Source organism: Burkholderia sp. L27(2015) (assembly GCF_009765705.1).
GTDB lineage: Bacteria > Pseudomonadota > Gammaproteobacteria > Burkholderiales > Burkholderiaceae > LMUX01.
Map to the genome: position 1 here is coordinate 809,685 of NZ_LMUX01000016.1, position 25,193 is coordinate 834,877.

Genomic DNA, 25,193 nt, shown 5'->3' on the forward strand with positions numbered 1-25,193 from the left:
ACGCGCTTTTCTTGGTGTGCGTCGATCGTGCTACGATCCTTGAAAAGCCGAAAGGGGACGACCATGGAAGGAAAGCACGATTTCCGATTCAAGGGACGGGTACTGCATTGCGATCCGATGCTGATGCCCGACGGCAGATTTAGCGCGCAAGTGACGATTGAGAGCGGACATGGCGGTCCGGAGCTCATTGAGGAGACTTTTCCTGCGTTGCGCTGCTTCTCCAAGGAGGCCGATGCTGTCGATTACGCCCACGATCACGGCAGACGCGTGATCAACGAGAAAAGTTGATCGACTGGGTCGTATAGGAGAGTGCGATGCACCACGACGTCATTGACGGCCCCTATGTGATCTCCGTCAACGCCCACCCCGAACACAGCCGCCTCAAGCCAGGAACAGTCGACGGTTATCGGGTTAGCGTAACGATACGCCGCGATGACGGGGCAGCAGTGGTCAAAGACCTCAGTCAGTTTGAGATCCCACAAGGTGGGCTCTATCTCAATCTCGAGTCGGCGCTCGACGACGGCGAGCGCATGGGCCGGCTCGCCATAGCGTGTGGATTCTGCAAATAATTTCAACGTACGCTGATCGATAGCATGCCGGGTTCGTAGCCCTCACTAATTTTCGACAAGTCGAATCGCCAAAGGGCCAGAAGCCTTCGTCGTTCTTAACCTCGTTCGCGTACAATTTCCCCGTGTCATGGGCCGGCGGCGCGATTGACATGTCGCCCTCTCTCAAGCGCACAAAGATAGACTTCCCGCCACATAAGCAGATACCGCTTTTTGCCATAGCAATCAAAGCCAACCGATAAAAGCGCTCCATGAAACTTTACGAAACTCTAGCTAATACGATGGCTCAAGAGATTCGTTCGGGGCACGTGCCTGTCGGCGCGCGCATGCCGTCGCTGCGACAGATTACGGCTCAGCACAACGTCAGCCAGGCCACGGTGTTTCGCGCTTATTACCTGCTCGAGGAATGGGGCTTGATTCGCGCGCGAGAACGGTCCGGCTATTACGTCGCACCTGGCGCTGGCGTGATGGCGAAAGCGGCTCCACGCACCGAGCTAGCCGCATCCAGCAAGGTGGATGTGAGCGACCTCGTCTTCTCGGTACTGGATGAAACAAAACGCACCGACGTGGTGCCGCTAGGGTCTGCGTTCCCATCGCCAGAGCTTTTCCCACTGCAACGTCTGGCCAAATCACTCGGATATGCTTCGCGATTGATGAACCCATGGAGCACAGTCGTCGATTTGCCGCCGGGCAATGAAAACCTACGACGCCAGATCGCCTTGCGCTATATGGGGATGGGCATCTCGCAGCCGATCGAAGACATCGTCGTGACGAATGGCGCCCTTGAGGCATTGAACCTTTGTCTGATGGCAGTGACCCGGCCCGGCGACGTCGTCGCTGTCGAGTCGCCGGGTTTTTACGCGGCGCTTCAGGCGATAGAACGCCTTGATCTACGCGCAGTAGAGATCCCCGTCGACCCGCGAACCGGCCTCGACCTCGATGCGCTCGCGGACGCACTCGACAAGCATCCGATACGCGCCTGCTGGTTTATGACGAATTTTCAAAATCCGACAGGCGCCTCGCTTACGCTGGAAAAGAAGAAGTTGCTGGTCGAACTGCTGGCACAGCACGATGTGCCGCTGATCGAGGACGATGTCTATGGCGAATTACATTTTCAGCCGAACTATCCGCTGCCGGCGATAGCCTTCGATACCCGCGGGCTGGTCATGCATTGCAGCTCGTTTTCGAAAACGCTCGCACCGGGCTATCGGGTAGGTTGGGTCGCAGCAGGCCGATTTGCCGGCAAGGTCCAGCGCCTGAAGCTGATGACGACATTGTCGGCGAGCATCCCAGTGCAAGCGGGGTTAGCGGACTATCTGCAGCATGGCGGATATGACAAGCATCTGCGTAAGCTGCGCAATTCGCTACAGACGCAGTTGACGGCGATGAATGCGGCGATCAGGAAATGGTTGCCGCCCGGTGTGCGCTGGACGCAGCCCGCGGGCGGATATTTTCTTTGGCTGGAATTACCGGAAGCGGTCAACGCAATGCATCTTCATCGACTGGCGATCGAGCAGGGCATCAGCCTTACGCCGGGCCCCATCTTCTCTGCGACACAGGGCTACCAGCATTGCGTCAGACTGAATTTCGGCCATCCATGGAGCCCGAAGATCGAGGGCGCGATTAGAGTGCTGGGCGAGTTGCTCTCTCACTCGGCGGTCCGTAGCGTCGAAACGCCTTAGTCGCCGCCTTAGTCGCCGCTTTAGTCACTGTAGCCGCTTTAGTTGGCCGGCATGGCGGCGCTTGGTTTGCGCCTGTGCGGGGCAGAGGCGCGAGGCACACACGCCAGCTCAATGAGAGAGGTGGATTGCCATCTTCGCAACGAGAAACAGCGTTGTGCCGAAACAAGCGGCTAGGCTTACCGCCACGAAGGGCAACATGGACACCTTTACGGCGGCAAAGTCGGCTTCGTGGGAAGCGCGTTTGCGCACGCCGAAAAAACTCCACAATACGATGCGCAGCATTTTTAAAAAGATCATGGCATACCTCCTGCACTGCATGAAAACACGGATTTCTTCACGGATATGGTGCGCGGGGAGGTCGTGATTTGACAGTAGCAGTTGCAGAGAATTTTGACGTAGCAGATTTTTCTGGTTTCGAACTCGCCGGTTGATCCAGGTCAAGGCGGCGGTTCAGGCGCTCCGTAGACTTCGCTTGGTCGAGAACATTGAAAAACCGATTCGCACCCGACCGGAGTTACTCATGATCAACAATACGGTTGTCGAACTGTCGCGATTGCAGTTCGCGGCGACGGCGCTTTACCATTTCCTGTTCGTGCCGTTGACATTGGGCCTGAGCGTCATGCTGGCAACGATGGAAACGGTTTATTTCATCACCGGCCGCAAGATCTATCGGGACATTACCCAGTTCTGGGGGAAGTTGTTCCTGATCAATTTTGCGCTAGGCGTGGCCACCGGGTTGACGATGGAGTTCGAGTTCGGCACCAACTGGTCGTTCTACTCGGGTTTCGTCGGGGACATCTTCGGCGCCCCATTGGCGATCGAAGGTTTGATGGCGTTCTTCCTCGAAGCGACCTTTATCGGCCTGATGACGTTCGGCTGGCAGCGTTTGTCCCGCGGCACGCATTTGCTGGTGACGTTCCTGGTTGGGCTTGGCTCCAACCTGTCGGCGCTATGGATATTGGTGGCCAACGGCTTCATGCAGGATCCGCAGGGCGCGGCGTTCAACCCGGTGACGATGCGCATGGAGCTGACCAGCTTCGGTGCATTGATCTTCAGCCCGGACGCGCAAACCAAGTTCGTGCATACCAGTATCGCGGGCTATGTCACCGCGGCAATTTTCGTCTCGGGCATCAGCGCGTTCTATATGCTGCGCGGCCGTCACATGGAACTCGCCCGGCGCTCGTTTCGCATGGCCGCCTTGTTCGGCGTGCTGGCCACGGCCGGCGTGATTACCTTGGGCGATGCGCTCGGCTTTGTCGGCGGCCACGCACAGCCGTCCAAGCTCGCCGCAATGGAAGCGATGTGGACGACGGAGCCTGCGCCCGCGCCGTTCAACCTTGCCGCCTGGCCGGTGCAAAGCGAACAGCGCAATGCCTGGAAATTGCAGATCCCCTATGTGCTCACACCGCTGTTGACGCACAGTCTCGACACGATACTGCCGGGTGTCGACACGATCGAAGCCGATGCCGCCAAGCGCATACGTTCGGGCATTCCGGCAGTTCAAGCGCTCAGGGTGCTCAGCGCGCATCCGGACGATGCTGCCGCACTCGCTCAGTTCGAGCAGCACAAGGACGATCTCGGTTTTGGCTTCCTGGTGCAGCGCTACGCGGCGCAACAGGATGTTTCGAACGCGACCGACGCCGACATCGTCCGCGCGTCGAAGGACGCCATCCCCAATGTATTCGCGATGTTCTGGAGCTTCCGCCTGATGGTCGCATGCGGCTTGTTGATGCTCGCGTATTTCGTGGTCGCCGTGATCTTCTCGCTGCGCGGCGATATCCATCGGCAGCGCTGGTTCCTCAAACTCGCGCCATGGATGATCCCGATTCCTTTCATCGCCTGCGAAATGGGCTGGGTCACGGCCGAAGTGGGGCGGCAACCATGGACGGTGTTCGGCATCCTGCCCACCTGGATGTCGGCTTCCAGCCATAGCGTGGCTTATATGGTCTTCTCGCTGGCCGGCTTCGTGTTGCTGTACTCGATCTTTATCGTCATAGAAATGTTCCTGATGATCAAGTTCGTCAGGAAAGGACCGGAGCCTCACGTAACGGGATCGCATCACCCTAACGATGGACCGACGTTGCCTCGACCCGGCGCGCTTGGCCGAGGGCTGGTCGACGGCTTATCCGTATCTGCATCCGCATCGAGCATGGAGTAATACATGGAACTCTATCTGGCTTTCAAGATTGTCTGGTGGCTGCTGCTGGGTGTGTTGTTGATCGCGCTCGCCGTCATGGTCGGCATGGATATGGGCGTGGGCACGCTGCTGCGTTTCGTGGGCCGTACCGACCTCGAACGGCGCGTGGTGTTGAATACCATCGGGCCGCACTGGGACGGCAACCAGGTGTGGTTCGTGCTGGGCGGCGGCGCCATCTTCGCGGCTTTTCCGTTGATCTACGCTACGGCCTTTTCAGGGTTGTACATCGTCATGCTGATTTTGCTGTGGACGATGATCGTGCGGCCGCTGAGTTTCGAATACCGCAGCAAGCTGCCGTCCGCCCGCTGGCGCAACCTGTGGGACTGGGCGCTTGTCGTGAGCGGTCTGGTACCGATGGTGATTTACGGTGCCGCCATCGGCAACATGCTGCGCGGCGTGCCGTTCCATTTCAGTTGGAACCTGACGTCGTATTACACGGGCAGCTTCGTGAGCCTGCTGAATCCTTTCGCTGTGATGTGCGGGCTGTTGTCGTTGGCGCTATCGATCTACATGGGGGGCGTGATGCTGGCGGGCCGTACCGATGACGTGCTGCATCGGCGCGCTACGCAGGCGGCGAAGTGGGCCGTGATGGTCGCGCTGATGCTGTTCACGATCGGCGGCGCGTGGGTTAGCGTCATGGACGGTTACCGGCTGGTTAGTGGCCCGGCGCCCGGTGCGGCACAAAGCCCGTTGCATCAAGTGGTGAGTTTGAGCGCTGGCGCCTGGTGGGATAACTACCGCGCGGTGCCGGTGTTGTGGCTCGTGCCGGCGTTGGGGTATGTCGGGATGTTGCTGGGGCTATCTGCGATTCGCGCGGGCCGTACGACGCTGGCGTGGTGGTCCGGTGCGTTGGCGTGGATCGGCGTGATCGGCACTGCCGGCGTGAGCTTGTTTCCGTTCCTGATGCCTTCGAGTACCGATCCCTCGCAAAGCCTGACGATCTGGAATTCGATTTCCAGCCTGCGCACGTTGATCTGGATGACCGGTTTCGCGGCTGTGTTCGTACCGACGATCGTCGCCTACACGAGTTGGAGCTTCTACGTCATGCGGGGCAAGGTGAGTGCAGAGCACGTAGAAACGGACACGCACGCCTATTAACCGACATAGCTGACGTAGCTGACATTTCCGACATAGCCGAGACCGAAATGAAAACCTTGCTCCACTTCTTGATCTTCATGTTCACTACCGTAGTCGCGATCGTAATCGGCGTCATCATCGGCGACTATGGCTCTTGGTATTTCGCCTGGTTTGTCGGCACCGCAATGATCGTGTTGGTGTCGGTGGTTGCCGGAGTCCTGTTCGATGCGCAGGAAGACAGCCGCGGCGGCGCGGCGCTGCGCGATTGAGCGCTGCGTGCAAGTTGTGTGCAACCTCGCTGCAGAATGATGAAATCGAAGCCGTGAAATCGAAGCTCAGGCCGCCATGCCCGGTATGAGCACTGCGGCGCCGCTCAGGCGGCCACTGCGCAAGTCGTCGAGCGCATCGTTGGCGCGTTCGAGCGGGTAGGGGGTCGTGCGGGTCTGAAGCGGCGTCTTCGCGGCGAGTGCCATGAATTCGGTCGCGTCGGCACGCGTCAGGTTGGCCACCGAACAGATACGCCGCTCCTCCCATAGCAAGTCGTAGGAGAACTCGGGAATGGCTGACATATGGATGCCGCCGCAGATCACGATTCCGCCCTTGTCGAGCGCGGCCAGCGCCGCGGGCACCAGCGCGCCGACCGGGGCAAACAGCAGCGCCGCGTCGAGCAGTACGGGAGCGGCCTCGTCGCTGCCACCGGCCCACTGAACGCCCAGGCTGCGCGCAAACTGTTGCGCCGTGTGGTCGCCGGGGCGCGTGAAGGCGAATACTTGACGTCCCTGCGCCAAAGCAACTTGCGCAACCAGATGCGCCGCCGCACCAAAACCATACATGCCGACACGCTGTGCATCCTGCGCCATGCGCAGGCTGCGATAGCCGATCAACCCCGCGCATAGCAGGGGTGCTGCGGCTTCATCGCTATACGAAGGCGGCAACGAGACGCAGTAGCGCGCGTCGGCCACCGCGTATTCAGCATAACCGCCGTTAATCGTATAGCCGGTGAAACCTGGCGTGTCGCACAGGTTTTCCCGGCCGCCGATACAGAAGCGGCAGTGCCCGCAGGTGTGTCCGAGCCACGGTACGCCGACGCGTTCGCCACGGGTGTAGCCGTATGTGTAGCCACCGACTTCCGGTCCGAGCGCCTCTATCGTGCCGACGATTTCATGGCCTGGAATCACCGGACGCAGTGGGAACCGAAGTTCTCCATCGACAACGTGGAGATCGGTGCGGCATACGCCGCAGGCCAGCACGCGAATCAACACCTGCCCGGCGCGCGGCGTCGGCTTCGGCAGATCGACTACGCGCAGCCTGGGCGACTTTCCGTCGAATAGCATCGCAAGCATCAGGCCCTCCTTCGAGAGACACTTCGAGGCAATATCAGCGCAATCAGAACGTGAGCGCCAGCTCATAGTATGGCCCAGACGCTGCACCGCGCCCAGTTCTGGAACCTATGGTCCGTTAGAATCTGCTAATGTTTTCATAGCGACTAGCGAGCAGCGGGTGGGGGCCCGGGGAGGGACGAATGGCCCGAAGGCCTGTGGATAACTCCACGCTCGTGCGTTGGCGCAAGTTGGATGCGGGGGTGGTTTTTTTGGGGGCCATATCAGCGTTGCAAGCCGTCTGACTCAACTCCCGACCCAAAAGCGCAGTTTGTGCGATCATTGCGGCCTACGGTGGGCGCATTTCGGCTCGCGAATCAAATATTTAGCTTTTAATTGAGCAACAGTGCGGGTCGCCCGCCGAGTAACGGTTATCGAGGAGTATTTGCAGCATGGGAGTGCCAATTTCACAGGCGTGGACGGTCGCCACTTACGTCCTGAAACAGAAGCTGATGCGGCGGAGCCGTTATCCGCTAGTCCTCATGCTTGAGCCGCTCATGCGCTGCAATCTGGCATGTGCGGGGTGCGGGAAAATTCAATATCCGGCGCACGTGCTGAAGTCGGAGCTCACCCCTGAGGAATGCTTCAAGGCGGTCGAGGAATGCGGCACGCCGATGGTCGCGATTCCGGGCGGGGAGCCGCTTCTTCATCCGCAGATGCCGGAGATTGTCGCCGGGCTTGTCGCGCGCAAGAAGTATGTCTATATGTGCACCAACGCCTTGCTGCTTGCGAAAAACCTGCACCTCTTCAAGCCCAGCAAGTATCTGTCGTTCTCGGTTCACGTGGACGGCCAGCGCGAGCATCACGATTTTGCGGTGTGCCGTGAAGGCGGCTACGACATCGCGATGGAAGGCGTACGGGCGGCGGTCGCGGCAGGTTTCCGCGTCACCACCAACACGACATTGTTCGACGGCGCAGACCCGAACAGCGTTCGCTTGCACTTCGACGAAATGATGGAAGTGGGCGTCGAAAGCATGATGGTGTCCCCCGGATACACGTACGACAAGGCGCCCGACCAGAAGCACTTCCTTGGCCGCGCTCGTTCGAAGAAGCTGTTCCGCTCTATCCTGTCGAACCGGAAGAAGAGCTGGCGCTTCAACGCGTCGCCGATGTTCATGGAATTCCTGATGGGCAAGAAGGACCTGACGTGCACGCCATGGGGCATGCCCACGTATAGCATCTTCGGTTGGCAAAAGCCGTGCTATCTGCTTCAGGATGGCTATGCTGACAGCTTCGACGAACTGATGGAAAGCGTGAAGTGGTCGGAGTACGGCACCGAAAGCGGCAACCCCAAATGTGCAAACTGCATGGTGCACTCGGGTTATGAGGCGAGCGGCGTGAATTACACGTTTGGTTCGTTCAAGGGCTTGTTCCAGACGGTCAAGGCGATGCTGTTTGATCGCTACGAGGATCGCGAGGCGACCGAAATGCTCGCCGGATGGAAGAAGACGTCGCACGAAGTACCGATGGTGTTCGTCCCGACGGCACAGCGCGTGGCCACCGCGAAAGGCGAAACGGTCCCCGCAGTCGCGCAGACGAGCGTAGCAGTCGCTCCAGACCAGATGGAAACGGCCGCCGGTACGGTACACGAGCAACTCGAAGGCTGGGCGCCGCCGATGACGACTGAAGCGGAAGTTCGCGAGGCGATGGAAAAAGCCTTCGACTATCGTGGCGACGTCACGATCACCCGCAAGGATGGCTCGACTGTCGCGGGCTATTTGTACGACCGGCAATACCGCGGCACCTTCAAGGACTGCTTCGTGCGTATCATTCCGAAGGGCAAGCAGACCAAGGACGTGATCCCGTACGCCGAGATCGGATCCATCGCCTTCACCGGCAAGGATACGGCAGCCGGCAAGACCTTCGAAAACTGGGTCAAACGATACTGGGAAAAGAAAGCCGCAGGCGAGCAGAACATCCAGATCGAGCCTGAATACCTGGATGAGTGACCGGTGGGCAATTGATGGCCCTGACTGTTAACAATGTTCTCAAAGCGTTGTATGTGCGACGCCGTGCTGCACGACGCGGCCGTGCTCTAGCACCACGATTCGGTCGGCCAGATCGCCGAGTACCGCAAGACGGTGGGTAATCAGCAGGACGCTGCGGCCTCGCATCAAGCGGATGATGGCCTGCAGCAGATCGCTCTCGGTGAGCGTATCGAGACCTTCGGTGGGCTCGTCCAGGATCAGGATGGGCGCGTCGAGCAGCAGCGCTCGTGCGATGGCCAGCCGTCGTGCCTGGCCGCCGGACAAGCGGGCACCGGCTTCTCCGAGTTCGGTGTCGTACCCGGCCGGTAATCCGGCAATGAAGTCGTGCAGTTGGGCTTCGCGACAGGCCGCCTCCATCTGCGCATCGGTGGCGTCTGGGCGAGCAATTTGCAGGTTTTGGCGTATCGTTGCGTTGAACAAGTAAGCATCCTGCGAGACGACCGCAATGTGCCGCCGGATATCTTCCGCGGCACAGGCGCGCAAGTCGACGCCGCCGAGTTCGATGCGGCCGTGTTCGTACTCCCAAAAGCGCAGCAAGACGTTCACGAGGCTGCTTTTGCCTGCACCGCTTGCGCCTATCACGGCCACGCATTGCCCCGCCGGCAGATCCAGCGAAACGCGGTCCAGCGCTGGGGGGCCATCGTCGCGGTAGCGCAGCGTCACGTCGCGCATCGATAGGCTCGCACGCGCCGGGAGCGGCACCGCGTGTGACGGTTCGCTTACCGCGGGACTCGCGTCGGCCAGGGAAAAAATGCGGCGCGCGGCCGCGAGGCTTTCGCCGAGCATTTGCATCGCCGTCGGTAGCGGCCAGACCGCCTCGAAGCTGGCCAGCACGAACAGGGCAAGCATGGCCAGATCCGCAGTTGCCAATGCACCGGCCCGCAGCAGCGCAATCGAGATGCACAAGGTCCCCCAGAGAGCGAGCGTGGCGCACAGCAGCAGTGCGCCTTGCGACCCACCATGCAGGCGGCTCATGCTGCGCTGCGCGGCGCAAAGTTGGCTACGCAGCGCGTCGGCGCGGCCTTGATGCGCTTCGAGCGCGCCATACACGCGTAATTCCCCCAACCCCTCCATACCGTCAACCAGCGTTTCCCGTAGCGCGGCGCGCAGCGATACGATCTGCCGACCCGGTTCGCGGCCTTGTCGATAGAGCCACCATGGCAATACCGCCCCGGCCAGCAGCAGACCGACCAGCGCGAGTAACGCTACCTGCGTGCTATACGCGGCCATCACCGCGACCATTGAACCGCACGCCAGCACGGCAACCGCGATCGGCGCGAACACCCGCAGGTAGACATGGTTGAGCGTATCGATGTCGGCCTGGATTCGGCTCAACATGTCGGCGCTGTGCAAACCCTGCAGGCACGCCGGCGCAAGCGGTTCGATACGCAGGTAGAACCAGACCCGCAACCGGGCGAGCAGACGCAGCGTGGCATCGTGCGTGACGATACGTTCAAGGTAGCGGCCGATCGTGCGCGTGATTGCAAGCCCGCGGATCAGCGCGGCTGGGGTGAAATAATTGATCGCGGCGCCGGTCAAGCCAGCCAGTGCCATCGAAGCGATGAACCAGCCGGAGACTGCCATCAGCGCCACGTTGGCGAGCACAGTCACCAGAGAGAGCAGCACGCCGGCGGCCATCCACTGCCAGTAAGGGGCGAACAGCCTGAGCATACGCAACAGATCGCGGCGCGCGTGGACCGCATCGCCGCCATCGGCCTTCGACTCAAACAATGGCTTCGGTTTCATCGGTCCGCTCGATGTGGGCCCCGGCCGCCATGCGGGCATACAGTCCCGGGGCCGCGAGCAGTTGTTGGTGGGTGCCGCTTTGCACCACGCGTCCCGCTTCGAGAACGACGATGTGCTGGGCGAGTTGTGCCGTTTCCAGCCGATGCGCGACTAGCAGCACGGTATGGTGTTGGGCAAGATGGCGCAGCGTGCGATGCACGATGGTCCGGCTATGCGCATCGAGATGGGCGGTCGGTTCGTCCAGTAGCAGCACGCGCGCATTCTTCAGGAGTGCGCGCGCCAAGGTAAGACGTTGGATTTCGCCGCCCGACAGGCCCGCGCCTCGCTCACCTAATGGCGTGTCATAGCCGTGCGGCAGCGCCGAGATGAATTCGTGCGCACCGGCTTGTTCCGCGGCGCGGCGTATTTCCGCGTGGGTCGCGTCGGGTTTCGCCATGCGCAGGTTCTCGAGTACGCTGCCGGCGAACACGTGGCCGCGCTGCGGTACCCAGGCAACCTGCGTAAGCCAGTCATGCGAGGAATAGGTGGCGAGCAAGCGGCCATCGACACGGATCGAGCCCGTATCCTGCGTGGCAAAACCCAGCAGCAGGCGCAACACTGTGCTTTTGCCGGCGCCGCTCGGACCCACAAGCGCCGTAATGCCGCCGCGCGGTGCGGTGAACGAGACGTCGCGCAGTATCGGGTATCCCGGCGTGTAGGCGCTGCAGACCGATCCGAAACTCAGTGTTGGTGGGTCATCCGCGCGGCATGTCAGGGGCGCGCACGTCCCCATGGCAACGGTAGCCGTGACTTCGCTAGACGTCACCGGTATTGCTAACACCGCCATGATGCGCTCGGCAGCCCCGATCGCCTCCATCCGGGCATGGTAATGAGCGCCCAGCGTGCGCAGCGGCAGATAAAATTCCGGAACGATCAGCAGAACAAAAAAGCCGTGCTGGAACGAGATCTTGCCGTACAGCAAATGGAAGCCCACCAGCACCGCAACCATTGCGATGCTGACCGTGGCGAGAAATTCCAACACGACTGCCGACAGGAACGCGACCCGCAAGACCTTCATGGTGCTTTCGCGGTACGCCTCGGAGATGCTCGCCACGACCTGCGCTTCGCGCCGGCTGGCGTTGAACAATTTGAGCGTGGTAAGCCCTTGCAGCGTGTCGAGAAAGCGTGCGCTCAAGCGCGTCAACTGCCGCCATTGCTGCTGGTTCAGGTCTTCGGCGCCCTTGCCGAGCAGGATCATGAACAGGGGAATCAACGGCGCTGTCACCAGCAGGATCAACGCTGAAAGCCAGTCGTTGGGAAGCACCACCGCCAGGATCGCGATCGGCAACAGCGTGGTGAGCGCACGGTTGGGCAGCCAACGTGTGTAGTAGCCTTCCAGTGCGTCAATGCCGGTCACCAGGTCGTTGGCAAGCGCGCCGCGCGGTTGCCACTGCACCCAGCTGGGCCCCAGCGCGTGGATATGCCGCAGCAGGCGCGCGTGCAACTCGGTACGCACGCTTGCGCCCGCTGCGAACGCCGCGTTCTCGGTGGCCCGGACCGCGCCAAAGCGCAGCGCGAAAACCGCCAGCAGCACAGCCAGTGCCGGCCATACTTGCTCCAGCCTGGCATGGTTTAGCATCGCCGCGTTGACCACCCAGGCGAGCAGGGCGGCTTGAACGATCACCAATACGCCGCCCACGAGCCCGTAGCCGACGGCGAGCGCAAGCGTCGGTCGCACACTCGCTCGTAGCCCTTGCAACCACGATTCGGTCGATTTTTTAGTGGCGGCGCGAGGCGCCTGCGAGTCGTGCGCGGTGCGCGGCGCGAGAGCCGCGTTGAGGCGGGTCGGTTTCATGTGTTGGAAGTGTGGCGGCTTCGGGGCATGCCCGGGATGATCTGGATCAAAGACACGCGGGGTCGCGCCGCATAGACCTGCAATATTGCTAAGTCAGTCCGATTCGCCGGCAATCAACACGCGGATCATTGCACGTCCACTCGGGTTGTGGCTTTTAGCGCGAGCATGGGCAACACCACGGTGAGTTGGAAGCCCGCATCGGGCGCGCTGACAATTTGCAGCGTGCCGCCCAATAAGTGCACGCGCTCCCTGACGCCCAGCAAACCAAAGGAGTTTCGCGCGGGCGACTGGTGAGTCGAACAGCCGCGGCCGTCATCGACCAGCCGTACGACAAAACCGCGCTCATCGTGGCGCAAGCTCAATTCGACCGATGTCGCATTGGCATGTCGAGCGATGTTGGTCAGCCCTTCCTGAACGATCCGGAACACCGCCGTTGCCGCGTCCGGTGCGAAATCGAAGCTACCGGCTTCCAGGCTGGCCATCACGGGAATTGCGTAGCGCTGCGAGAAATCCTCCACCAGCCATTCGATCGAAGGCTCAAGCCCCAGGTCGTCCAGGATAGGAGGGCGCAGATCGGCGGCGATGCGGCGCACCGCCAGCACGGTGGTATCGAGTAAGGAGAACATGCCTTGCACGTGCGAGAGCAACAACCCATGGTCGGTCCGAGCGAGCAATTCATCTTCCAGGATGGTGATGTCCAGCTTCAGTGCCGTGAGTTGCTGCCCGAGATCGTCATGCAGCTCCCGTGCGAGCCGGGCTTTTTCCTGTTCGCGCGCGGCCTGGATGCTGCCCGACAAAAGCCGCAGTTCCTCACGCGACGCGTACAGCGCCTGCTCGGCCTGCACGCGCTCCGAAATATCGCGCAGCATCACGGTGTATAGCTTTCCGTTACCGTCCGGAATTTGCGAGATCGACGCTTCGACCGGAAACTCCTGACCGTTTGCGCGCAGGCCGAAGAGGCGGCGCTGGCCGCCCATGCGCCGGTCTGACACGCCGGTCGTACCGAATTGCTCGACATGACCGCGATGCCCGGCTCGATAGCGCTCGGGCATGAAGCGTTCGAGCGGCGCACCGATGGCCTCGCTAGCCGAATAACCGAATACGCGCTCGGCCATCGGATTGAAGATGACGACATGCTGCGTTTCGTCCACCACGATGATCGCTTCCATGGCGGCGCGAATAATGGCCTCCAGCCGCGCCTCGTTCAGCCGCGCGTGAGCCGATGTCACGAGTTTGCGCCTGCGCCGTCGAACGCGTGCCTGCGCGCGATACGCGGAATTTTCAGGGAAGGACGGCCGAAACTGAGAGTGGGCGTCATGGTGTGGGGCGGACGTGAAAGCGCGCTGTGTTGAGCTCGGTACCCAATTCTCGCCGATCAGCGGCGTTTCTTCCAGTGAATTGTCGCGACGCTTTTCTCGGAATTGTCGCGACGCTTTTCTCTGGCCTGAATGACTCTCTTGATCTGAGTCAAGTCGACTTGTGCGTGTCTCGCGATAATCCTCACAAGGTCATTTTTATCGAGGTCGTGATGTTTCGAGAACTCTGGTTGCCATCAACGATAGCCGCGCTTGCCGTGGCGCTCGCTACCGCTTGAGCCGGACATAACGTGATGCGCTACGCGACCTATCCGACCAGTGACTGGTTCGTGGAGGCGATCGGGTCGACCGAAGTTTCGGATTGGCTTATCGCATCCGAAGCGCTCGATCCGGTTCATCCTCCATCGCTGGATGTGCGCATTCCGCAGCTCGCTTGCGCAACCATCGCGCCCCACACATGGCTGGAGGCTTTGGGCCACGAGACGGGTTTCTACGCACAGCGACTTACCCGCGATCGCGCCGTGGCGGAGGTCCACTGGACACTGGGCAGTGCCCCGATGCCGGACGAGTGGCTCGCGATGTTGCTCGATATCCTGGCATCGAGCTTCTACCTGGGCGTCAATTCAAAGTTGGTGGCGCTCGTCGATCCGATGGCGTGCGACATCTTGCCTTTCCTGGTGGAAATGGGGTTTTCCCACATCGATATCGGTAGTGCGCGCGCAGATCCCGATGACAGGCGCGAGCTTCGCACGCGTGCTAGCTATACCGCGGCTGACCGGCATAAGTGGATGCTGGAGGGGGCAGGATCTATTTCAGGCGATCCACGCGTATCGGTCGGCTTCGGCCTGTGCTATGGCGCACCGGACCAAACCATCGACGATCTTGCTCGCCAGATAGACCAAACCTTGGCATGCGGGCCGCAACGTATTCTTGTCCAGGACATGACGCCCCGGCGACGCAACGCGCTTGACCGCTCCGGCGAAGGCGCCATTGCGGATATCGAGCAGCCCATGTTGAACCTGGTCGCTGAGCGTCTTGCGCAGGCCGGTTACGCACGAGTCGCCAAGGATTATTACGCATTGCGCGGCGACGTGTTCGGCGCTGCGCAGCGCCATGGACGACTCGTAACGCGCCCCTATGGCCCCTCGACTGCGGCGGGCTTGACGACCGTTGCGCTGGGGCCAGGCGCCATCGGCGCGGTAGGGCCCGTGTACTACCAGAACCACTTATCCGGCGAAGACTACGTCGCAGCCTTGCGACAGCGACGGCTCCCGGTGATGCGTGGCATTTGCCTGGACGCCGACGACCTGCTGCGCCGAGCGGTCGTTCATTCGCTGAGCAGCAATTTTTTTGTCGATGTGGAAGCGCTCAGCCTCGCGCATTGCGTGGATTTCAACCGGCATTTCAGTGCAGAGAGACCCATGCTGGACGCCTTGGAGCATGCCGGGTTGATCACTCGGACGGCGGACGCGATCGAGATCGTCGGCGACGGTCTGCTGCAAGTGGACAATATCTGCACGGTGTTCGATGCGTACTTGCGTCGGCATCGTTCCAGCAAACCCTACACGACCCAGCTATGAGCCGCGAAGCTGCATGCGGGACCGGGCCGGCCGAGTCCTTCTTACGCAGACTTCCACATCCGGGAGCCGCGAAGTGGTCGCGTCAGGATTTCCTTACCAAGACGAAGCATCACCTTACGCGAAGTTCCTCCTTATCCGATATGGCAACAAGGCGGGGCAGTCAATAATAACGACATGCAAGCACAAACATCCATTACCCCCTTGAAGGTCTTCCTGGTCGAGGATTCCGCGTTGATTTGCGAGCGCCTGGAGCGACTGCTGGGCGCAATTCCGGGGGTCGAAGTCGTCGGTAGCGCGGCCACGGCGCAAGACGCGCTCAGGGGCCTTGCGCGCACCGGGGCGGCGGTTGCGATTATCGACATCCGACTCAAGGACGGTAACGGCTTCACGGTACTGAAGGGGCTTTCGTCCACCGGATCGCTCGTGGTGCCGATCATGCTGACCAACGATGCAACGCAGGGCGTCAGGCTGGCATGTCGCAACGAAGGCGCACGGCTGTTTTTCGACAAGTCCGAGGACTTCAATCGGGTTCGCGAAGCGATCCGCGAACTGGTCACCGATCAATAACTAGACTCTATGAGGACGCGATGATACCGCTGGACGAACCGGAAGCTCAATCTTCCCGCTGCATTCCCAACTGTGCACGGCCGCCGCTACGTCCGCTTGCCGGCGCCGTGCATTGCTCGAAGTGCGCAACGCGCAATATCTGCATGCCTGCCGGGTTGAGCGAGGGCGATTTCCTGCGCATCGAAGCGCTGATTTGCACCTCGCGCAAGGTACGTCGAGGCGAGGCGGTTTATCGTACCGCCGACCCGTTCCAAAACATCTACACGATCAAGAGCGGTTCATTCAAGACGGTGGCGATACTGCGCGACGGCCAGGAACAAATCACCGGTTTTCAGCTGGTGGGTGAGCCGCTCGGCATGGATGGCATCGGCTCCGACTTTCATATTTGCGACGCCATCGCCCTGGAGGACAGCACGCTGTGCGTCATCCCTTTTCAGCAATTGGAAGCGCTTTGTTACCAAGTCAAACCGATGCAGCGCCATGTGCATCGTTGGATGTGCGCAGAGATTGCTCGCGAGTCGGGACAACTCACGCTGCTGGGCAGCATGTCCGCCGATCAGCGGGTATCGAGCTTTCTGCTCAATGTCTCCCAGCGCTTGCAGGCGCGCGGTTATTCATCGACCGAATTCAATCTGCGCATGACACGCGAAGAAATCGGCAGTTATCTGGGCTTGAAATTGGAAACGGTCAGCCGGATGCTCTCGCGATTCCAAAAAGAACACCTGATCGATGTGCAGGGCCGCTTGATCCGCATTCTCGACATCGACGGACTTCCCCATCCCTGAGCGTGGGACGCATTCCCAGGTCTTCGATTTATTTTGTCGATTTGACGGCATGTGACGGGTCATGCCGAGTGCGAAATATATACTATGGACTGCTTATTGTTGAGGAGCGACGACATGCATCATCGATGCTTGATTTGAGTCAATCCCTCACATTCCTTCTAGGTCGATCATTCCGATATGGACACGCGATGGCGGATTTTGCGGCACGCCATTGCGAACTCAGAAGATCCCAACCTACAAGGAAATTCCGTCATGAGAAAGAATGTGATGCGGGCCGCGATAGGCCTCGCCTTGCTGGAATTGGCATGCAGTTCACCGGTACGCGCCGATCAAGGCGACGTGCTGGCGCGAGTACGCATGCTCAGCGTCCAACCCGATAGTTCGACGTCGGATGCACTGTCGAGCCTTGGTGTGGGCGTCAATAATTCGCTGACCCCCGAGGCCGACTTCACGTACATGGCGACCAAGCACATCGGCCTGGAATTGATCCTGGCCACGACGCGTCACACCATTACGTCGAACATCGGCACGCTAGGGCGAGTCGATCTCTTGCCGCCGACCTTGACGGCGCAGTGGCACTTCAATCCCGAAGGAAAGATCCGCCCGTATGCTGGCGTCGGGGTGAACTACACGTTGTTCTATAACAGCAGCCTGCAGGCCGGCGGTCAGCAAGTGGCCATCAGTAACCACAGCTTTGGACCTGCGCTGCAAGCCGGTATAGACGTGCAGGTAGCGAAAAATTTCTTCGTCAATTTCGATGTCAAGAAGTTGTACATCAAGACGGGAGCCACGCTGGGAGGCACATCGCTCGGCACCTTGAAACTCAATCCGTTGATCATCGGGATGGGGGTTGGGATGAAGTTCTGAGTCGATGACCATGCCCTTGGCGTTGAACGCAATGCTGCATAAACACCTCGCGCCTGGGACAGCAGGCGCGGGTGTTGATGTTGGCATTTACCGTTTCCGATGATCTTGCGGGTGAGGGATTTCCCTTCTCACTTCGCGAGGGCACTTTTCGGGTTGAGATTTTTAATGTGGCCGCTCTCAGTGCCTGCCGTCGGATCGATGACGCAGTTGATGAGCGCCGGCCGTCCGGCCGCGAGGGCGTCGGTCAGGGTCTTCGCGAGGCCGCGTGTATCGCTCACGTGATACCCGGTGCCGCCAAATGCCTCAATGAGCTTGTCGTAGCGTGCATTCGGGACAAATCCCGTCGGTGAGGGCGCACTGCCGATCTTGTCGCCCTGGTAGATACCGCCGTTGTTGAAGACCACGATGACGACCGGCAACTGGTAGCGGCAGATCGTTTCGATTTCCATTCCACTGAAACCGAACGCGCTGTCGCCTTCAATCGCGACCACAGGCTTGCCGCTCACGATGGCCGCGCCAATGGCATACCCCATGCCTATGCCCATGACACCCCACGTTCCGCTATCAAGGCGCTTGCGGGGTTCATACATGTCGATGATATTGCGGGCGAAATCGAGCGTATTGGCGCCTTCATTGACAATATAGACATCGGGCCTGTCAGCGAGCGCATCGCGCACAGCGCGCAGTGCGCTGGAAAAGTTCATGGGGCTAGGGTCGGCATCCAGGCGTGCCGCCATGCGCTCGACATTTTTCTGCTTACGCTGACCGATCGCATCGAGCCATGCAGCGCTCGGCTGAATCTGACCAGGCTTGAGTGCTGCACTCAGGGCAGAAATCGCAGATTTGATGTCGCCAACGACCGGTGCCGCGATGGGACGGTTACTGTCGATTTCGGTCGGCGAGATATCCAACTGCACGAACTGCGTGGTTTCCGACCAAAGCGAACCTTTGCCATGCGAGAGCAGCCAGTTCAAGCGCGCCCCTATCAGCATGACGACATCGGCTTCACCGATGGCGTAGGAGCGAGCGGCTGCGGCCGATTGTGCATGATTGTCGGGCAGTAGCCCTTTTGCCATGGACATCGGCAGGAACGGGATGCCGGTCGTTTCAATGAAAGACCGGATGTCGCCGTCCGCCTGCGCATAGGCAGCCCCTTTGCCGAGGATGATGAGCGGTCGTTTGGCTGCCGCCAGCAAGTCGAGCGCGCGTGTGATGGAGTCGGGCGCGGGGATCTGACTGGGCGCCGGGTCGACCACCTTCACCAGCGATTTTTGCCCAGCCTGGGCGTCGAGCACTGCGCTCAGTGTTGCAGCGGGAAGATCGAGGTAGACGCCGCCGGGACGCCCAGATACGGCGGCGTGGATTGCGCGTGCAATTCCGATGCCGATATCTTGGGGATGATTGACGCGAAACGATGCCTTGGCGAACGGCTTCGCCGTATTCATCTGGTCGAGCTCCTCGTAGTCACCTTGCTCAAGATCGACGATCGCCCGATCGCTCGACCCGCTAATCAGAATCATCGGGAAACAGTTGGTGGTGGCATTGGCGAGCGCCACCATTCCGTTTAGAAACCCCGGGGCGGAGACCGTGAGGCAGATACCGGGCTTCTGGGTCAAATACCCGGAGATTGCCGCAGCGTTGCCGGCGCTTTGTTCGTGACGGAACCCAACATATCGCAAGCCTTCCGCCTGTACCAACCTTGCCAGGTCGGTGATCGGAATACCCGCCACTCCGTAGATCGTGTCGATACCATTGAGTTTCAGGGCGTCCACGACAAGGTGGAATCCATCGGTCATAGCAGGCGAGTCCATCTCTACCTCACTCGTTCAACTTCTATCAATATCTTGGTCCAGCTCGTTTTGTTTAAACGACCTTGGTCTCGTGCAACTTGGCGATCTGTTCCCGGCTGTATCCCAGTTCGACCAACACCTCGTCCGTGTGCTCGCCGAGCAAGGGCGAACCCGTAATCGCGGGAGTAAAGTCCGAGAATTTGATCGGGCTTCCGACCGTGAGGTAGGTGCCGCGTTTTTTCTGCTGAACCTCCACGATGGTGCCGGTCGCGCGCAACGCCGGATCGTGTTCGATGTCCTTCATGCTCAGCACCGGCGCGCAGGGCACATCAAACTTGCGCAGGATGTCGACTGCCTCGAGCTTGGTCTTGTCGGCAAGCCATTTCTCGATCTCGGCGAAGATCTCGAAGATATGAGGCTGGCGTGCCTTTGCGGTAGCGTAGGCGGGATCTTTGGCCCACTCGGGTTTTCCGATCGCTTCGCATGTCGGCCCCCAATTCTGTTCCTGGACGGTGAAATAAATGTACGAGTTCGGATCCGTCTCCCAACCTTTGCATTTAAGCACCCAGCCTGGCTGTCCGCCGCCGCCCGCATTGCCGCCGCGGGGCACGACATCGCTGAATGTTCCGTACAGGCCATCGGCACGAATCGGATACTGCGGATATTCTTCCAGGTAGCCCAGGCGGTCCAAGCGCTGCTGATCGCGCAATTTGACGCGGCACAGGTTTAATACGGCGTCTTGCATCGAAACCGCCACCTTCTGGCCTTTGCCTGTTTTCTGGCGACCAAGCAATGCCGTCAAAATCCCGATCGCCAGATGCATGCCGGTATTGCTATCGCCCAATGCGGCTGCGCTAATGGTGGGCGGACCGTCCCAAAACCCAGTTGTCGAAGCGGCGCCGCCGGCACATTGGGCCACGTTCTCGTAGACTTTGATGTCTGAATAGGGATGGCCTTCGCTAAAGCCCTTGACGGATCCAAAGATGAGTTTCGGATTGATCTCGTGGATGCGGGCCCAGGTGAAACCCATCCGGTCCAGCGCGCCCGGGGCAAAATTTTCGACCAGGACGTCTGCCTCCCGGATCAACTTTTCCATGATCTCCTTGCCTTCGGGCGTCTTCGTGTCCAGTTCCAGAGACCGCTTGTTACTGTTGAGCATCGTAAAATACAACGCATCGACGTCCGGGATGTCGCGTAACTGACGACGTGTGACGTCACCCACTCCGGGACGTTCGACCTTCAGCACGTCAGCGCCAAACCAGGCGAGTAATTGTGTACAAGCGGGGCCGGCCTGCACGCCCGTAAAGTCGATAACTTTGATTCCCTCAAGAGGTAAGCTCATGATAGTGACTCCTTAGTTTCGTTTGTCGAGATGACATTGGAATTAACGGTAGATCGCAACACCGGCTGTGCGACTTTATCCATTGTGTGGTGTCGATTTGCCGCCGGCCGCAGTACCGTACATACGAGAATGACCGCGATGACGTTTATCCCCGTGGCGAGAAAGAGCACGTCGTTCCAGTTCCCGGTCGCTATGGCGAACATTCCGCCAACAGGCACAAGGAATGCAGCAGCTCCCTTCGCGGTATAGAGCATGGATGTATTGGTGGTGGCGAATTTTGAACCGAACAAATCCGTGCACATGGCAGGAAATAGACTGAATATCTCACCCCAGCAAAAGAAGATCATGCCGGTAAAGAATACGAAGCCCCATGGTTGGTTTCCGAGTACGAAGAGAAGAAAGTAACTTGCTGCTCCAAGCACGAAGGCGATCGCCATGGTTTGCCAGAGACCGATCTGATCGGATACCCAGCCGAAAAATGGCCGCGCAATACCATTCATCACGTTAGCGAAGACGAGCGCGATGGAGAGCGTACTGGCGCCCCAAAATAGCTGGATATCGGAGATGTGATATGACGTTGCGATGGGCGCCAGATAGGCAGTCACCACCAGCCCTCCGGCACACATCAAGAGGTCCAGCAAATAGAGGACCCAGAAGACGCGGCTGCCCAGTACTTCACGGGCTGTATAACTCCGGCTGGTCTGTTGCACTTTGACGCTGGCGCTTTCCGGTGCTTCGCCCTGATGCGGATTTCGAATGAATTGGGAGACGATGAGCACAACGCCACCCTGGATCAACCCAAACCATAGGAACGCGGATGCGTAACCGCTTTTCGCAATCACCACTTGTATCGGAATAATGGTGAGCGCTGCCCCGGCGCCAAAGCCGCCAGCCACAAGTCCGACTGCCAGACCGCGATGATCCTTGAACCATTTGACGGCAGTTCCGACCGCCGTACAGTAGACCGCGCCCGATCCGAGGCCGGACAGGGCTCCGCCGATATAGAGCGCCGGCAGAGAGCTCGCGTAGGAGTTGATGATCCAGCCTAGGCCGACCAGCACCCCACCGACCCCCATGACGGTTCGAGGTCCAACGTCCGGCCCCAGCTTGTCGGCGATCCAGCCGTTTATCGGAGTCGCCCAGGTCTCCAAGGCCACGAAAATCGTAAAGGCGATCTGAATATCCGAAACCGACCAACCGCGCGCTTTTTGCAGGGGGAGGACGAATACCGACCATCCATATTGCAGATTCGCGATCATGATCATGCAGACCACGCTTAAGATCAGGTGCCGCCATCTCTGGTTGTCGGGCTGTGCAACGCCGGCACGCGGAGGAATTGCGATTGTGCTCACGAGTACGCTCCAAATTAGAAAATTGTTGAAGGTGGTTTCATGCGCCATGCATGACCCATCCAGCGGAGTGTGGAACTGTGCATAATTTTCAAAACTTATAAACGCTGGGAAAATTCACGCCGCAGTGCGTCGCCATGCTGATTGAGTTTCGGTGCCCCGACACGCGTCGCAGGATCGTCATATCCGGAGATTTTCACGGGGTTGCCGGGCATCCGGATACCACCCGCTTCGATCAACATGTTGCGTGCCTTCGTTTGCGGATGTTCGGCGGCCTCGACTACATTCAGCAGTGGCGCCACCGGCACACCGGCTTTATGGATCACTGCGAGCCAATAAGCTGCGCTCTGTTTAACGAGCGTTGCCTCAAGCTCTAACTTGAGAATCTCGTTATGCTCCGTGCGCAGCAGATTCGACTGGAAACGCTTATCGGTAGCGAGATCGGAACGATCGATAACCTTGCAGAGTTCGGCGAAAAGGTGATCGTTTCCACAGCAGATGACAAAATCCTGGTCAGCCGAATGAAATACGTCGAAAGGCGTCATGAACGGGTGACGGTTACCGATTCTTTGGAATGCTTTGCCCGTAGCCACGTATTCCATAAAGCCGTGCTCCAGAAAGGCAAGCGTCGCGTCGAACATCGCAACGTCGACATGAGCGCCTTTCCCGCTCTTCTCGCGTGCGTAGAGTGCACTGGCTATGCCAGAGAACATAAACACGCCGGCGCAAAGATCGGAAAGGGAGGTGCCAACGCGGGTTGGCGGGCCATCAGGAAATCCCGTCATGCTCATGATGCCGCTCATGGCTTGGACAATCGTGTCGTAAGCGGGGTAACTGGCGAGCGGCCCGGTTTGACCGAAGCCTGAAGAGGATGCGTAGATCAGGCGAGGATTGATTTTGGCAAGTTCCTCATAGGAGAAACCCAGATGCTTCATCGTCCCCGGGCGGAAGTTCTCGGTAAGCACGTCGGCTTGGCCGACCATGTTGAGAAAGATCGCCCGATCGGCATCGTCTTTCAGATTGAGGACTATGCTTTCCTTGCCGCGATTGACGAAGCTGAAATAGAGAGATTGGTCATCGACGAAGGGACCATAGGTCCGCGTATCGTCGCCATGCCCTGGGGGTTCGATTTTGACGACGCGAGCACCGAGATCGCTCAGCATCGTTGTGCCGAAAGGACCGTTCAGCACGTGTGTCAAGTCGATGACGAGCAGGCCCGAGAAGGGACCCGCAATTCGCTCGGTTCGGGTTGATGGCATCTAAAGATTACCTCGCTAAATTATGACGATCGAATATGCAGGTCTTCGCCGCCCGGCGAGCGCGCTCGACGCGAACGGTCATGAGATGCACTAACCATACTCGTCACGACCCTGCCGGAATTGATCTGGATCAACTGAGTGAGTTCGACGAACTTCGCGGTGTTACTGAGGTAATAAATGACCGCGATGTTTGCCGGCCTCCTCAACCACGCTCGATTTGAGCGTCACCCATATCCGGGCAGCGATAGGACTGACGCAGCGGCCCGGATATCCGGACGCATTCGTCCAGGGCACGCGCGAAAATTTGCAAAGGGGCTTTACGAGGTCGCTGCACCGCTGAAGTTGACTTCATTATTCGCGGCCAGGACAGGCGGGGGATGATCTATATCAACAAATCAGGTAACGGCGGCGGGTTCTTGCGTCGGTCGCGGGAACCCGCCTTGATGCAGCGTAGGGATGTGGCTGCACGCTTTGCTGTAGTAGCGCTCAGCGCGGTGTGTTGTCCTGCGCTTCATACGCCTTGATCGCTTCGGACGCGACGCGAAACGCCGCGAGTGCGAGCGGCGCTCCGCAATATACCGCGGCTTGCATCAGTACCGCGCGGATCTCATCGGTCGTCACGCCGTTTGTCAGCGCACCTTTCACATGCAGGCCCAACTCGTGGTGCTGGCTCATCGCAGTCAGCATGGCGATATTCAACAGGCTACGGGTTTTGAACGAAAGCGTTTTGTCGCTCCAAATATCATCCCAACAATATTCGGTGACAAACTTTTGCATCGGCCGGTTGAAATCATCGGCGTTCGCCCACGCTTTGTCGACATGGGTAGCACCCAGCACTTGCTTGCGGTTTTCCAGACCTCGCTCAAAACGCTCATTGTCTTGCATCGCATTCCTCTAGGTTCATCGTGAAAAATCAGGATATTTTTGGCTACGCTTCCTGATTATGCGACGAGTGTGAAATGTGAGCTCAGATAGTTGGCACAAATCCGGCCGAGGTGTTGACCGTGATGCCGCGTTTTAGCGAACGCGCCATCGCCTAGATCGTGCTGGCGCGTTCGACGATGAGGACGACGGGCCTGCGCCGCCTAGCGAGCGGCCGATGATTCCTTGTGCCATTGCTTGAGTAAAGCTCGAGTCTGCGTGCCCACGATCGCCTTGAGCATGTCGGCCTTCTCGGCATCGATTTCATCCCAGCCGAGTAACGCGAGTGTCGTGCGCGGCGAGACATGGAACATCAGCAACTGCCCATGCAGCGTCAGCATCCGAATCAGGGTAACCGGATCGTCAGCCCGGGTGCCCGTGATCCTCGCAATCAAGTTCGCGCCGACATCGTTGAGCGGTTGTCGAATGCGCTTCGTCAAGACCTCGGACGCGATGCTGGGCTCTTGGCCCGCCTGCTCGCGTGCAAAGAATAGCCGCTGGTTAGGCATGCATCCCTTGATGAACATGCGGTCCGCGATCGCTTCCTGGATGCGCACGAACGCGTCGATCAGTGCCTGCGTGCTGCTGTCGCTGCGCAGTACCTCGGCGGCATGATGCACGACGGGCCCGACGTTTACCCACGCCTCGTCCGCGATGTACTCGGCGCAAGCGCGATAGAGGCCTTCCTTGTTCTCGAAGTAATACTGCAATGCCGGCGCATTGACGCCGGCACGTGTTGCGATGTCGCGAGTGGAGGCGCCCTCGAAACCATGGTCGCCGAACAATTCGATCGCGGCTTCGATGATCCGCTGGCGCGTCTCGTCGCCTCGCGCATAGCCGCCCGCCGACGAACGACGCAGCCGTTTTAAATCGTTCATACCCATCTCTCCTGCGTGTCTTTAATGCCTAAGTGAACAAATATATCACTTGACACAATTTTACCAACTG

General features: G+C 59.5%; 22 protein-coding genes. 11 read left to right on the top strand and 11 right to left on the bottom strand.

Translation table 11 applies throughout. The features are described from left to right. Nucleotides 1–63: 63 nt before the first annotated feature. From GSQ77_RS11570 to GSQ77_RS11580, 3 genes are all read left to right on the top strand, one after another. Nucleotides 64–288 (top strand): hypothetical protein, encoded by a 225-nt coding sequence (locus tag GSQ77_RS11570; protein WP_158902105.1) that lies wholly within the window; start codon nt 64–66, stop codon nt 286–288. A gap of 26 nt (nt 289–314) precedes the next feature. Beyond that, nucleotides 315–569: a hypothetical protein gene (locus GSQ77_RS11575; protein ID WP_158902107.1), complete on the top strand. Its 255-nt coding sequence runs from the start codon at nt 315–317 to the stop codon at nt 567–569. A gap of 248 nt (nt 570–817) precedes the next feature. Then, complete coding sequence (locus GSQ77_RS11580; RefSeq protein ID WP_158902108.1) at nt 818–2,248, top strand: PLP-dependent aminotransferase family protein; 1,431 nt, start codon at nt 818–820, stop codon at nt 2,246–2,248. Nucleotides 2,249–2,356: 108 nt separating this feature from the next. On the opposite strand, the gene GSQ77_RS11585 is transcribed toward GSQ77_RS11580, so the two are convergent. Next, complete coding sequence (locus GSQ77_RS11585; RefSeq protein WP_158902969.1) at nt 2,357–2,545, bottom strand: DUF2970 domain-containing protein; 189 nt, start codon at nt 2,543–2,545, stop codon at nt 2,357–2,359. A gap of 223 nt (nt 2,546–2,768) precedes the next feature. Here GSQ77_RS11585 and GSQ77_RS11590 point away from each other — a divergent pair, with 223 nt between their 5' ends. From GSQ77_RS11590 to GSQ77_RS11600, 3 genes are read left to right on the top strand one after another with little or no spacing between them, the layout of a single operon-like run. Further along, nucleotides 2,769–4,406, top strand: a complete 1,638-nt coding sequence (locus tag GSQ77_RS11590; protein WP_158902109.1) for a cytochrome ubiquinol oxidase subunit I — start codon at nt 2,769–2,771, stop codon at nt 4,404–4,406. 3 nt (nt 4,407–4,409) lie between these two features. Further along, nucleotides 4,410–5,543 (top strand): cytochrome d ubiquinol oxidase subunit II, encoded by a 1,134-nt coding sequence (gene cydB / locus GSQ77_RS11595; protein ID WP_158902110.1) that lies wholly within the window; start codon nt 4,410–4,412, stop codon nt 5,541–5,543. 47 nt (nt 5,544–5,590) lie between these two features. Further along, the gene (locus GSQ77_RS11600) at nt 5,591–5,791 is read left to right on the top strand and encodes a hypothetical protein (RefSeq protein WP_158902111.1); all 201 of its coding nucleotides are present in this window, start codon (nt 5,591–5,593) and stop codon (nt 5,789–5,791) included. Between the two features lie 66 nt (nt 5,792–5,857). On the opposite strand, the gene GSQ77_RS11605 is transcribed toward GSQ77_RS11600, so the two are convergent. Next, a complete protein-coding gene (locus GSQ77_RS11605) occupies nt 5,858–6,865 on the bottom strand; it encodes a zinc-dependent alcohol dehydrogenase family protein (protein WP_158902112.1) in 1,008 nt (335 codons plus the stop codon). A gap of 428 nt (nt 6,866–7,293) precedes the next feature. On the opposite strand from GSQ77_RS11605, the gene hpnH reads away from it, so the two are divergent. After that, entirely contained in the window at nt 7,294–8,850 is a 1,557-nt protein-coding gene (hpnH, locus tag GSQ77_RS11610; protein ID WP_216854881.1) for an adenosyl-hopene transferase HpnH, read from the top strand. Nucleotides 8,851–8,889: 39 nt separating this feature from the next. Here hpnH and cydC read toward each other — a convergent pair whose 3' ends face one another. The 3 genes from cydC to GSQ77_RS11625 form a co-directional block, all read right to left on the bottom strand. Beyond that, nucleotides 8,890–10,635 (bottom strand): thiol reductant ABC exporter subunit CydC, encoded by a 1,746-nt coding sequence (gene cydC / locus GSQ77_RS11615; protein WP_158902113.1) that lies wholly within the window; start codon nt 10,633–10,635, stop codon nt 8,890–8,892. Beyond that, entirely contained in the window at nt 10,613–12,469 is a 1,857-nt protein-coding gene (gene cydD / locus GSQ77_RS11620) for a thiol reductant ABC exporter subunit CydD (protein ID WP_158902114.1), read from the bottom strand. The genes cydC and cydD overlap by 23 nt, the downstream gene beginning before the upstream one ends. A 125-nt stretch (nt 12,470–12,594) precedes the next feature. Then, on the bottom strand, nt 12,595–13,698 hold the full coding sequence (locus GSQ77_RS11625) for a PAS domain-containing sensor histidine kinase (protein WP_254067558.1): 1,104 nt from the start codon (nt 13,696–13,698) through the stop codon (nt 12,595–12,597). A 380-nt stretch (nt 13,699–14,078) separates the two neighbouring features. On the opposite strand from GSQ77_RS11625, the gene GSQ77_RS11630 reads away from it, so the two are divergent. From GSQ77_RS11630 to GSQ77_RS11645, 4 genes are all read left to right on the top strand, one after another. Then, the gene (locus GSQ77_RS11630; protein ID WP_158902115.1) at nt 14,079–15,365 is read left to right on the top strand and encodes a hypothetical protein; all 1,287 of its coding nucleotides are present in this window, start codon (nt 14,079–14,081) and stop codon (nt 15,363–15,365) included. Nucleotides 15,366–15,539: 174 nt separating this feature from the next. Then, nucleotides 15,540–15,932, top strand: coding sequence for a response regulator (locus GSQ77_RS11635; protein ID WP_158902117.1), 393 nt, complete (start codon nt 15,540–15,542; stop codon nt 15,930–15,932). 20 nt (nt 15,933–15,952) lie between these two features. Beyond that, nucleotides 15,953–16,717: a helix-turn-helix domain-containing protein gene (locus GSQ77_RS11640; RefSeq protein WP_158902119.1), complete on the top strand. Its 765-nt coding sequence runs from the start codon at nt 15,953–15,955 to the stop codon at nt 16,715–16,717. A gap of 267 nt (nt 16,718–16,984) precedes the next feature. After that, entirely contained in the window at nt 16,985–17,584 is a 600-nt protein-coding gene (locus GSQ77_RS11645; protein WP_254067605.1) for an OmpW family protein, read from the top strand. 128 nt (nt 17,585–17,712) lie between these two features. On the opposite strand, the gene oxc is transcribed toward GSQ77_RS11645, so the two are convergent. The 6 genes from oxc to GSQ77_RS11675 all read right to left on the bottom strand — a co-directional run bounded on the left by oxc (nt 17,713) and on the right by GSQ77_RS11675 (nt 25,123). Further along, nucleotides 17,713–19,395 (bottom strand): oxalyl-CoA decarboxylase, encoded by a 1,683-nt coding sequence (oxc, locus tag GSQ77_RS11650; RefSeq protein ID WP_158902123.1) that lies wholly within the window; start codon nt 19,393–19,395, stop codon nt 17,713–17,715. A gap of 52 nt (nt 19,396–19,447) precedes the next feature. Further along, nucleotides 19,448–20,716 carry a formyl-CoA transferase gene (gene frc / locus GSQ77_RS11655; protein ID WP_158902125.1) on the bottom strand — a complete coding sequence of 423 codons (1,269 nt, stop codon included), beginning with the start codon at nt 20,714–20,716 and terminating at the stop codon, nt 19,448–19,450. Next, on the bottom strand, nt 20,713–22,116 hold the full coding sequence (oxlT, locus tag GSQ77_RS11660) for an oxalate/formate MFS antiporter (protein ID WP_158902127.1): 1,404 nt from the start codon (nt 22,114–22,116) through the stop codon (nt 20,713–20,715). Before oxlT ends, frc begins: the two co-directional genes overlap by 4 nt. A 47-nt stretch (nt 22,117–22,163) precedes the next feature. Beyond that, on the bottom strand, nt 22,164–23,324 hold the full coding sequence (gene yfdE, locus GSQ77_RS11665; RefSeq protein WP_158902129.1) for a CoA:oxalate CoA-transferase: 1,161 nt from the start codon (nt 23,322–23,324) through the stop codon (nt 22,164–22,166). A gap of 486 nt (nt 23,325–23,810) precedes the next feature. Continuing rightward, nucleotides 23,811–24,209: a carboxymuconolactone decarboxylase family protein gene (locus tag GSQ77_RS11670; protein ID WP_158902131.1), complete on the bottom strand. Its 399-nt coding sequence runs from the start codon at nt 24,207–24,209 to the stop codon at nt 23,811–23,813. A 200-nt stretch (nt 24,210–24,409) separates the two neighbouring features. Continuing rightward, entirely contained in the window at nt 24,410–25,123 is a 714-nt protein-coding gene (locus GSQ77_RS11675; protein ID WP_158902133.1) for a CerR family C-terminal domain-containing protein, read from the bottom strand. Nucleotides 25,124–25,193 lie beyond the last annotated feature (70 nt).

Excerpts from the sequence above, each read along its gene's own strand:
- GSQ77_RS11675 (WP_158902133.1), bottom strand. The coding sequence starts at position 25,123 with ATGAACGATTTAAAACGGCTGCGTCGTTCGTCGGCGGGCGGCTATGCG.
- GSQ77_RS11645 (WP_254067605.1), top strand. The coding sequence starts at position 16,985 with ATGCGGGCCGCGATAGGCCTCGCCTTGCTGGAATTGGCATGCAGTTCA.
- oxc (WP_158902123.1), bottom strand. The coding sequence starts at position 19,395 with ATGGACTCGCCTGCTATGACCGATGGATTCCACCTTGTCGTGGACGCC.
- GSQ77_RS11590 (WP_158902109.1), top strand. The coding sequence starts at position 2,769 with ATGATCAACAATACGGTTGTCGAACTGTCGCGATTGCAGTTCGCGGCG.
- GSQ77_RS11600 (WP_158902111.1), top strand. The coding sequence starts at position 5,591 with ATGAAAACCTTGCTCCACTTCTTGATCTTCATGTTCACTACCGTAGTC.
- GSQ77_RS11605 (WP_158902112.1), bottom strand. The coding sequence starts at position 6,865 with ATGCTTGCGATGCTATTCGACGGAAAGTCGCCCAGGCTGCGCGTAGTC.
- GSQ77_RS11635 (WP_158902117.1), top strand. The coding sequence starts at position 15,540 with ATGCAAGCACAAACATCCATTACCCCCTTGAAGGTCTTCCTGGTCGAG.
- cydC (WP_158902113.1), bottom strand. The coding sequence starts at position 10,635 with ATGAAACCGAAGCCATTGTTTGAGTCGAAGGCCGATGGCGGCGATGCG.
- yfdE (WP_158902129.1), bottom strand. The coding sequence starts at position 23,324 with ATGCCATCAACCCGAACCGAGCGAATTGCGGGTCCCTTCTCGGGCCTG.
- GSQ77_RS11575 (WP_158902107.1), top strand. The coding sequence starts at position 315 with ATGCACCACGACGTCATTGACGGCCCCTATGTGATCTCCGTCAACGCC.
- cydD (WP_158902114.1), bottom strand. The coding sequence starts at position 12,469 with ATGAAACCGACCCGCCTCAACGCGGCTCTCGCGCCGCGCACCGCGCAC.
- GSQ77_RS11670 (WP_158902131.1), bottom strand. The coding sequence starts at position 24,209 with ATGCAAGACAATGAGCGTTTTGAGCGAGGTCTGGAAAACCGCAAGCAA.
- cydB (WP_158902110.1), top strand. The coding sequence starts at position 4,410 with ATGGAACTCTATCTGGCTTTCAAGATTGTCTGGTGGCTGCTGCTGGGT.
- GSQ77_RS11640 (WP_158902119.1), top strand. The coding sequence starts at position 15,953 with ATGATACCGCTGGACGAACCGGAAGCTCAATCTTCCCGCTGCATTCCC.
- GSQ77_RS11630 (WP_158902115.1), top strand. The coding sequence starts at position 14,079 with ATGCGCTACGCGACCTATCCGACCAGTGACTGGTTCGTGGAGGCGATC.
- hpnH (WP_216854881.1), top strand. The coding sequence starts at position 7,294 with ATGGGAGTGCCAATTTCACAGGCGTGGACGGTCGCCACTTACGTCCTG.
- oxlT (WP_158902127.1), bottom strand. The coding sequence starts at position 22,116 with ATGGCGCATGAAACCACCTTCAACAATTTTCTAATTTGGAGCGTACTC.
- GSQ77_RS11570 (WP_158902105.1), top strand. The coding sequence starts at position 64 with ATGGAAGGAAAGCACGATTTCCGATTCAAGGGACGGGTACTGCATTGC.
- frc (WP_158902125.1), bottom strand. The coding sequence starts at position 20,716 with ATGAGCTTACCTCTTGAGGGAATCAAAGTTATCGACTTTACGGGCGTG.
- GSQ77_RS11585 (WP_158902969.1), bottom strand. The coding sequence starts at position 2,545 with ATGATCTTTTTAAAAATGCTGCGCATCGTATTGTGGAGTTTTTTCGGC.
- GSQ77_RS11580 (WP_158902108.1), top strand. The coding sequence starts at position 818 with ATGAAACTTTACGAAACTCTAGCTAATACGATGGCTCAAGAGATTCGT.